This window comes from Chitinophaga sp., assembly GCF_035564935.1.
Lineage (GTDB): Bacteria > Bacteroidota > Bacteroidia > Chitinophagales > Chitinophagaceae > Chitinophaga.
Window position 1 is genome coordinate 1 of the sequence record NZ_DATMTE010000949.1, and the last position, 8,350, is coordinate 8,350.

Annotated in this window: 7 protein-coding genes; 3 read left to right on the forward strand and 4 right to left on the reverse strand. The window is 48.4% G+C overall.

The features are described 5' to 3' along the window. Positions 1–41 precede the first annotated feature (41 nt). Positions 42–2,159 carry a cation-translocating P-type ATPase gene (locus VN105_RS24630; RefSeq protein WP_325645239.1) on the reverse strand — a complete coding sequence of 706 codons (2,118 nt, stop codon included), beginning with the start codon at positions 2,157–2,159 and terminating at the stop codon, positions 42–44. Positions 2,160–2,356: 197 nt separating this feature from the next. Between VN105_RS24630 and tsaE the strand changes: the two genes are divergently transcribed. Together tsaE and VN105_RS24640 are read left to right on the forward strand one after the other, a co-directional pair. Continuing rightward, entirely contained in the window at positions 2,357–2,794 is a 438-nt protein-coding gene (tsaE, locus tag VN105_RS24635) for a tRNA (adenosine(37)-N6)-threonylcarbamoyltransferase complex ATPase subunit type 1 TsaE (RefSeq protein ID WP_325645240.1), read from the forward strand. A gap of 42 nt (positions 2,795–2,836) precedes the next feature. Continuing rightward, positions 2,837–4,054, forward strand: coding sequence for an alanine dehydrogenase (locus VN105_RS24640; protein ID WP_142685673.1), 1,218 nt, complete (start codon positions 2,837–2,839; stop codon positions 4,052–4,054). 247 nt (positions 4,055–4,301) lie between these two features. Here VN105_RS24640 and VN105_RS24645 read toward each other — a convergent pair whose 3' ends face one another. The 3 genes from VN105_RS24645 to VN105_RS24655 form a co-directional block, all read right to left on the reverse strand. Continuing rightward, positions 4,302–5,102, reverse strand: a complete 801-nt coding sequence (locus tag VN105_RS24645) for an undecaprenyl-diphosphate phosphatase (RefSeq protein ID WP_325645242.1) — start codon at positions 5,100–5,102, stop codon at positions 4,302–4,304. 75 nt (positions 5,103–5,177) lie between these two features. Continuing rightward, positions 5,178–5,453, reverse strand: coding sequence for a DUF3098 domain-containing protein (locus tag VN105_RS24650; RefSeq protein WP_325645244.1), 276 nt, complete (start codon positions 5,451–5,453; stop codon positions 5,178–5,180). Positions 5,454–5,490: 37 nt separating this feature from the next. Continuing rightward, positions 5,491–6,363, reverse strand: a complete 873-nt coding sequence (locus VN105_RS24655) for a cell division protein FtsX (protein WP_325645246.1) — start codon at positions 6,361–6,363, stop codon at positions 5,491–5,493. A gap of 260 nt (positions 6,364–6,623) precedes the next feature. Here VN105_RS24655 and VN105_RS24660 point away from each other — a divergent pair. Continuing rightward, the coding region (locus tag VN105_RS24660; RefSeq protein WP_325645248.1) for a class I tRNA ligase family protein at positions 6,624–8,350 on the forward strand (1,727 nt) is incomplete at its 3' end.

Consider the following 8,350-nt stretch of genomic DNA (forward strand, 5'->3'; position numbering starts at 1 on the left):
AATCAAATCAGGGTAATCAGTGTAATCAGTTTAATCCTGAGTCAGACAACCTTCGCGCTGGTCACGTTTTTATAGCGCAGCCTTATAGAGTTTACTGCCAGCACTACATCTGAGATAGCCATTACGCCAGCGCCCACAATAGGGTTCAGGAAGCCGAGGGCGGCTACCGGTATCGCCACTACGTTGTAGATAAATGCCCAGAAAAGATTCTGTTTGATGGTGAGATAGGTATGTTTGCCCAGCCCCAGCGCCAGCGGCAGGGAGCCGAGGTTGTTATTGAGCAGCACTACGTTGGCGCTTTGCATGGCCACCTGCGTGGCATCGCTCAGGGAAATACCAATGGTGGCTTTTGCCAGTGCAGGAGCATCATTGATACCATCGCCCACCATAGCGGTAGGTGCGGTTTTCATGAGGGCGTCTATTTTCTGCAGCTTTTGCTCCGGCGATTGCTCTGCATATACTTCCGTGATGCCCAGTTTGGTGGCTAATTCGGCGCATTTACGGGCAGTATCGCCGCTTAGCAGAACGGGTTTGATACCCGATTGCTTCAGTTGGGTGATCACCCCGGCGGCTTCCGGCCTTATTTCATCGGTAAAATCGATCCAGCCAGCCAGCTGTCCGTTCTTTAAGAGATACAGGTTATGGCTGTCATCTTCCGTAGCGCCGCCTGCCATACGAAAAGAACCCAGCTGCCATTCGTTACCTGCTTTGTCGCCGGCGCGCATTCCCAAACCTTTGTGCTCCCGGACCTGCTGCAAGGGCACTTCCCCCGCAGATTTCCAGAGCGCAGCTATAGAGCGTGCAATAGGGTGGGAAGAATATTTCTCCAGGCTGTACACTACCTGTTTAAAATCTTCTTCCGGCATATCAAAAAAGCGGTATTCACCCAGTTGGAGCTTACCCGTGGTAAGGGTACCTGTTTTATCGAATACTACCTGCCGGATGTCTTTAAACATTTCCAGGGTATGTCCTCCCTTGATAAGGATACCATTGCGGGCTGCACGGCCCAGTCCTACCATCACGGCAGCCGGCGTTGCCAGTCCCATGGCACAGGGGCAGGAAATAACCAATACGGCTACACTACGCATCATGGCAACAGCCAACGTAGTGTGCCCTATAAAATACCAGCCCAGGAAGGTAACCAGGGCGATGCCTAATACCAGGGGAACAAATATGGCGCTGATACGGTCCGCCAGTTTCTGCATGGGTGGTTTATCGGACTGCGCCTGCTTTACCAGCTCAATGATATACGACAGCACGGTGTCTTTGCCGGTGGCAGTAATATAAACTTTGATGCTCCCGTTTTCCAGTATGGTACCGCCTATTACTTTATCCTTTTCCTTTTTGCTCACAGGCGCGCTTTCGCCGGTGATCATGGATTCGTTGGCATGGCCGCTACCCCAGTAAATGGTGCCGTCCATAGGTATTTTATCACCCGTATTTACCAATACGCAATCGCCTGTACGCAGGGTACGGTTGTCTACTTCATGAATGTGTTCATGACCGTGGCTGGTATCAATAAGCCGGGCTGTAGTGATCTGCATGCGGGCCAGTTCGGCAATGGCGGTGGTAGTCTGTTTTACGGATCTTTCCTCCAGCAGGTTGCCCAGGAATACCAGGGTGATAATGGCCGCTGCAGTTTCATAAAACATATAATCCGTGTTGCCGTATACCACGGTGCCTACGAAGCTGTAAACAAAAGCGGCCGTGGCGCCCAGCGACACCAATACGTCCATATTAGCCATGCGATTAATAAGGGAGCGTACCGCGCTGCGGCCGAAATGCCACATTCCCGTCAGGTATACGGGCAGGGTAAGACCAAACTGTACCCATGGCTCATGTAGCCAGGGCCAGCTAACCCACATATGTAACAACAGGGGCAGTGTAAATATGAAACAAAAAATAAATTTGAATGTAAGTGTAGAATAGAACTTCTTTTCTGCTGGTTTATCTTCCGGCATTACCACGCGGTAACCCATTTGGGTGATCCCGTTGAGGATCTCCGCTGAGTTGGCGCCTTCCGGTGCGGTGAAACTCACTTCTTCCGTGGCAAAGCTGACGTTAACGTCCTGCATTCCTTTTTTCTCCAGGTATTTGGAAACGCCGAGGGCACAACTGGTGCAATGCATTCCTTCTACCTTGCAATTAATGGCTATCATCTGACATCTCTTCGTTTTTTACAAAGTTAGCAGCAGATGAAATAGGCAGATAAAATATTAATGCAACGAAGCGGCAGAACAACCGGAGGGACGCTCCGAAACAGGCTGAACAAGGGCTCTGGCCGATTTTTGACGCATTGCTGCAACTTTTGCAAAATCGGGTAACGATCGCTGTTGCTTTCTCCTTATTTTTGGGAATGCAATGGACTTTTACGCTGGATCAATTGCCGGAAACAGCCCGGCAATTCTGGGATCAATTCGCCGATAAACAGGTATTCACGCTTGATGGCCCCATGGGAGCGGGTAAAACCACACTGGTAAAGGCTTTATGCGCTGCCAAAGGCGTGCAGGATGCTACTGCCAGCCCCACATTTTCGATCATTAATGAATATGCCTATACGGATACCCATGGGAGGCCCCGCCGTATTTTCCACCTGGACCTGTACCGGCTCCGGGACGAAGACGACGCTATCAGCGCCGGCGTGGAAGACACCCTTTACCAGGACGCCATCTGCTTTGTGGAGTGGCCGGACCTGGTAGCCCATATGCTCCCCCCGGATACCATTCACCTGCGGCTGGAAGTTCAGCCGGACCAAAAAAGGATACTGCGTGAAATCGCTTCATCTCCCAAATGATGTATCTTTGAATACTTCGATTTAAAAAAACTGAACACGCATATGGAGCAGAGGCAAAAACCTGTAGTAAGTGCCGGGTTTACCTATTCACCGCTGGAAGAAACGCTGGATATTCCACAGAAAAATTCCCGTTTGTTTATAGGTATTCCGAAAGAAACATCCTTCCAGGAAAACCGGATTGCCCTTACGCCCGATGCAGTCAGCATTCTAGCGGCACACGGACATCATATAGTAGTTGAGCATAAAGCCGGAGACGGCTCCCATTATTACGATACCGACTATTCGGAAGCCGGTGCAGAAATCGTATACGATAAAAAAGAGGTCTTTAAAGCGGAGATCATTGTAAAATCTGCACCGCTGAACGATGAGGAGATAGAACTGCTGCACCCGCACCAGATCGTTATTTCTCCTATTCACCTAGCTGCCCTGAAGGCGCCACAGGTGCAGAAAATGATGGATAAACGCATCACGCTGCTGTCTTTTGAGAACCTGAAAGATGATGCAGGCACCTATCCTATTGTTAGGGCCATGAGCGAAATAGCGGGAGGAGCCTGTATGCTGATTGCCGGGCAGTATTTGAGCAACGATAACAAAGGGAAAGGGATCCTCCTGGGTGGTGTTACCGGCATTCCGCCTACGAAAGTGGTGATCATAGGCGCCGGCATCGTGGGTGAGTTTGCAGCCCGGACGGCACTGGCATTGGGATCTTCCGTAAAAGTATTCGATAATAACATCTACAAGCTGAAAAGGCTGCAGAACAACATCGGGGTACGTGTATTCACGTCCGTTATCCAGCCCAAAGTGCTGGCAGAGCAGCTTCGTAATGCCGATGTGGCGGTAGGGGCATTGTCGTCACAAAGCGGTCGCACCCCTGTTGTGGTCAGCGAATCGATGGTGAGCAATATGAAAGCAGGCTCCGTGATTGTAGATGTGAGCATTGACCGGGGCGGCTGTTTTGAAACCTCCGAGATCACCACGCACGAAAACCCGGTATTTAAAAAGTACGATGTGGTGCATTATTGTGTACCCAACATACCTTCGGGTTTTGCCCGTACCGCTTCCGAAGCTATCAGCAACGTGCTGATGCCTTTACTGGTGGAAGCAGCCGATGATGGCGGATTTGAAAACCTGGTATGGATCAAGCGGGGTGTACGTAATGGCATCTACCTGTACAAAGGCGCGCTTACGAATTATCATCTCAGCGAAAAATTCAAACTAAAATACACTGATCTTGAGTTATTGCTGGCGGTAAAAGGATAACGCGGATTTTGTCTGACTCAGGATTAAACGCGAAGGTTGTCTGACTCAGGATTAAACTGATTACACTGATTACCCTGATTTGATTTTGTAATGATTTTATAAAGGTTTACGGGAGATAGAAGCGGATAATATTCGCTTTTATCTCCCTTAACTATAATTAGAAAAATCAAAAAAAACAAAAATGATCAAATCAAGGTAATCAGCAAAATCAGCGTAATCCTGCTCCAAGACAATCGCCGAAGGCGATCTATACTTCGAGTTGGTAGCCCATCAGTATGGCTGCGATGATGATGATGCCCACCACTATGCGATAGTAGCCCCACATTTTGAAGCCGTATTTTTTTACGGCGCCTATAAAGAATTTGATGGCACCCAGGGCTACGAGGAATGCCACGATATTTCCTATCAGCAGCAGCTTCAGGTTTTCGGGGTGCGCGGTTAATAACTCCTTCCCTTTCAACAGTTTATAACCTGTGGCGGCAGCCATGGTAGGCACTGCCAGGAAAAAGGAAAATTCAGCTGATACGCTACGGGAAAGCTTCTGTTGCATACCGCCAATAATGGAGGCGGCACTGCGGCTGGTACCCGGAATAAGCGCCAGGCACTGGTAGAATCCTATACGTAAGGCAGTGAAAACATCTATTTTTTCTTCCGTGAGAATAGTGGGTTCTTTAAACCAGTTATCTACAAACAGGAGGATAATACCACCAACCAGCAGTGTGATACCTACTGTAAGCGGGCTTTCCAGCATGGCGTCGATCTTCTTGCTGAACAGGAACCCGAGGATCAGTGCAGGGATAACCGCCACTGCCAGCTTCAGGTAAAAGTTGAAGCGGTTTTTATCAAATACCAGGAATTTTCTCCAATAGAATACCACCACTGCCAGGATTGCACCCAGCTGGATCACTACTTCAAATAGTTTAGTAAACTCATCTTTGCCAATACCCAGCAGCGCGCTCACAATGATCATATGCCCGGTGGAGGAAACCGGCAGAAATTCCGTTAAACCTTCCACGATGGCAATAATGATAGCCTGAAAAACATTCATCGAATTTAATATGGTTAAAAGTTAAAAAAAAAGCGATGAGGGATCATCGCTGTTAAAATACTTTTATAAAAGCAATTATGCCTTTGGTTTCGGACGGTGCATAATAGCATATACTTCTATCACCAGGCCCAGTACAATAACAATAGGCGCCAGGGTGATTCTACGGAAGCTATATACCTGTTCCGGTTTGAAACTGTTAGGATCGCTGGAATCGCCTCCCATCATAAGGAGAAAGCCCAATACAATCACCACGATACCGGCCAGCATGAATTTGTAGTTTTCTTTCGGAAAAATAGGGCGGCTGTCGGCCAAGGCGTTTTCTGTCTCCTTATTTAAAGCTGTTTTAGCCATAGTGTTTGGTATTATATCTTCATTAAAGATGTTAAAATTAATACAGATCGTCCAGTTTCAGGCGCAGGTATTTCATTACCGAGCGATGCGTGCTCACCAGTGAAATACTGATCCCTATCAGGATCATACCTATGAAAAGCAGTGCTATCATCAGGTTATCACGTAATCCTGCCAGTTCCGGCAATAACTTATCGGCTACAGACATGATACCTATCAGGCCGGCGATAGCTATTACTGCGGCTATGGCGCCGTTGGCAACACTGCGCAGGTCGAACGGTTTGGCGATAAACCAGCGGGTGGCTCCTACCATCTGCATGGTTTTGATCAGGAACCGGTTACTGAACATAGCCAGGCGAATGGTATTGTCTATCAGGAATATCACCACCAGGCATAGTAATCCGCTGATGATCAGGATAATTAATCCTATCCTGTTTACGTTTTCATTCAGTTTGCTCACCAGCATCCGCTGATAGGATATTTCCCGCACAATGCTTTGCTGGGAGAGCTTATTTTCAATGATCTTCAGGCTGTCGTTATTTACATAATTGGCGTTAGCCTTTATATTGATGCTGCTATACAGCGGGTTATATTGCAGGAGGGTGATAAAATCTTCCCCGAAATCCTTTCTGAACCGCTGTGCTGCCATGTCTTTCGACACATACTCAATGGACTTAATATATGGCTTATGAGCCATGGAATCGCGCAGGGCTGTGGCCTGTGCTTCTTTTACATTATCCCGGAGAATAACCTGTATCTCAATGCTTTCCTTAAAATACACACTCAGCTTATTAGCATGTATTACCACCAGACCCAATGTGCCCAGTAAAAACAATACCAGTGCCACACCAATGATGGAGTACAGGTAGGATGGTTTCGACTTCTTTGCTGATGATTTCCCGGATTGCGCCATTAATCTGCAGTTTATCGGCGAAAATAATAAAAATTAGTAGTTATGTGTTTAATTTTGCCAGCCCGGTCAGGTAATAGGCCCTTTCCGGACAATAGAACAGCAATATAGAGAGATGTTAGGGAATGACATTGGAGTATTAATGAATTTAACATTATTTTGCTGAACAGGCATTATACAACTTTTTAAATTATAACTGATAACGCCTTAATGACCGGACGTATTGTTTATATCCAGACAATTAAGGTTCATCTACAACCAATATGGAATACAATTTCAGGGCAATCGAAAAAAAATGGCAACAACAATGGGAGCAATCGCATGCTTACCGTGTGAGCAATGACAGTCCAAAGCCCAAATGTTATGTACTGGACATGTTCCCCTATCCTTCCGGAGCTGGCTTACACGTAGGCCATCCGCTGGGATACATTGCAACGGATATCTATTCGCGTTATAAAAGACTAAAAGGCTATAACGTGCTCCACGCAATGGGGTACGACGCATTTGGTTTGCCCACAGAACAATACGCCCTTGAAACGGGTCAGCACCCGGCGGTGACCACCGAACAGAATATCAAAGCGTTCCGTGAACAACTGGATAATATTGGCTTTTGTTACGACTGGGACCGGCAGGTGACCACCAGCGATCCCTCCTATTATAAATGGACCCAGTGGATTTTCCTCCGGATCTTTGAAAGCTGGTATAACCGCAGCACTAAGAAAGCGGAACCTATTGCTTCCCTGGTGGCTATTTTTGAGAAAGATGGCAATGCCGGCCATATCTGCCCCGGTGACCGGAGCATACAATTCACGGCCGCCAACTGGAAAAGCTATAGCGAGAAAGAACAACGCGACATACTGATGCAATACCGCCTGGCCTACCTGGCTCATGCTGAAGTGAATTGGTGCGCAGCATTAGGCACCGTACTGGCCAACGACGAAGTAGTGAACGGCGTGAGTGAACGCGGCGGGTACCCCGTGGTAAAAAAGAAAATGAGCCAGTGGTTCCTGCGTATCACCGAATATGCGAACCGCCTGCTGGAAGGACTGGAAACAGTAGCCTTCAGCGATGCCATGAAAGAAATGCAACGTAACTGGATCGGCAGGAGCCAGGGCGCCGAAATTAAGTTCGCCCTGAAGAATTGCGCCGAACACATAGAAGTATACACCACCCGCCCCGATACCATTTTCGGTGTGGACTTCATGGTACTGGCGCCCGAGCACGACCTGGTGGCAAAGATCACCACCCCGGAACAACAAGCTGAGATCGATAAATACCTCGGATATGTGCAAAGCCGTTCCGAACGGGAACGTATGGCTGATGTAAAACAAATTACCGGCTGCTTTACCGGCGCCTACGCCATCAACCCGTTTGACGGCCGTGAAATACCCGTGTGGATCGCGGAATATGTGCTGGCCGGCTACGGCACCGGCGCCATCATGGCGGTGCCCTGCGGCGATCAGCGCGACTATGGCTTTGCCAAACATTTCAACATCCCCATCACCAATATCATTGGCGACGCCTTCGACGGGCAGGAAGCCAATCCTACAAAGGACGCCAAACTGCAAAACAGCGGCTTCCTTAATGGCATGGACATGAAACCTGCTATGGACGTGGTGATCACCAAACTGGAAGAACTGGGCATTGGCAAACGCCAGATCAACTATAAAATGCGCGATGCCGGCTTTAGCCGCCAGCGTTACTGGGGCGAACCCTTCCCGATCGTTTATAAAAACGGTATTCCATATGCAATGGATGAAAAAGACCTGCCACTGGAATTACCTCATGTGGAAAACTATAAACCCGGGGAAGAAGGTGAAGGGCCGCTGGCCAACATCACCGACTGGGTGAATGTGGCTCCCGGCGTGAAGCGTGAAACCAATACCATGCCCGGCTATGCCGGCAGCAGCTGGTACTTCCTGCGCTATATGGATCCGCACAATGATAAAACCTTTGCCGACCGTAAAGCCACCGATTACTGGAACCAGGT